This is a genomic window from Parabacteroides sp. PF5-6 (genome assembly GCF_029504695.1).
GTDB lineage: Bacteria > Bacteroidota > Bacteroidia > Bacteroidales > Tannerellaceae > QVMG01.
In genome coordinates this window covers 1-1,248 of sequence record NZ_JAQFIN010000027.1, presented here as the reverse complement: position 1 = coordinate 1,248, position 1,248 = coordinate 1, and the positions used below count along the sequence as shown (strand labels likewise).

1 rRNA gene is annotated in these 1,248 nt (G+C 49.4%); it reads right to left on the bottom strand.

From position 1 onward, the window contains the following. Positions 1-1,248 (bottom strand): 23S ribosomal RNA (locus M2133_RS15570); the annotation flags it as partial.

Below are 1,248 nucleotides of genomic sequence, written 5' to 3'. Positions count from 1 at the left end.
TACAGATAAGTTTAGCGGATTTTCTTGGGAGCCTGATTACCCACATATCCATTCGTGCAAGCACTCCTGGTACTGTCAGGTTTCGACTCTCGCTGCGGATTTGCCTACAGCGATCAACGTCTACGCCCTTCAACCATCTATTCCGTCAGATGGCAGTGGTGTCACTTCTCCGTCCCCACATCACTCTGTAAAGTAGTACAGGAATATTAACCTGTTCTTCCATCGGTCTCGCCGTTCGGCTGAACCTTAGGGCCCGACTAACCCTGATCCGATTAGCGTTGATCAGGAATCCTGAGTCTTTCGGCGTGCAGGTTTCTCACCTGCATTATCGTTACTTATACCTACATTTGCGTTTCCGGAAGTTCCAGCAAGGGTTATCCCTTACCTTCAACACCGCCGGAATGCTCCCCTACCACGTCTTTCGACATCCATAGCTTCGGTAAACAGTTTATGCCCGAGTATTATCCACGCGCGGTCACTCGACTAGTGAGCTGTTACGCACTCTTTAAATGAATGGCTGCTTCCAAGCCAACATCCTAGCTGTCACTGCGACCACACTTCGTTAGTTCAACTTAACTGTTATTTGGGGACCTTAGCTGATGGTCTGGATTCTTCTCCTCTCGGACATGGACCTTAGCACCCATGCCCTCACTCCCAGTCAATATTTTATACCCATTCGGAGTTTATCTGGACTTGATAGGCGGCGAAGCCCTCGCATCCAATCAGTCGCTCTACCTGATATAAAACTAAACTGAGGCTGCACCTAAATGCATTTCGGGGAGTACGAGCTATCTCCAAGTTTGATTAGCCTTTCACCCCTACCCACACGTCATTCGAAAACTTTTCAACGTTTAACGATTCGGTCCTCCAGGTGGTGTTACCCAACCTTCAACCTGCACATGGGTAGATCACTTGGTTTCGCGTCTACTCCCAGTGACTACGACGCCCTGTTAAGACTCGCTTTCGCTTCGGCTCCGCGACTGAATCGCTTAACCTTGCCACTGAAAGTAACTCGTAGGTTCATTATGCAAAAGGCACGCCGTCACACCATAAAGGTGCTCCGACCGCTTGTAGGCAGACGGTTTCAGGGTCTATTTCACTCCTTTACTTAAGGTTCTTTTCACCTTTCCCTCACGGTACTGGTTCACTATCGGTCTCTCGGGAGTATTTAGCCTTACGGGATGGGCCCCGCAGATTCACACAGGATTTCACGTGTCCCGCGCTACTCAGGATACCATTAGGCTTCGT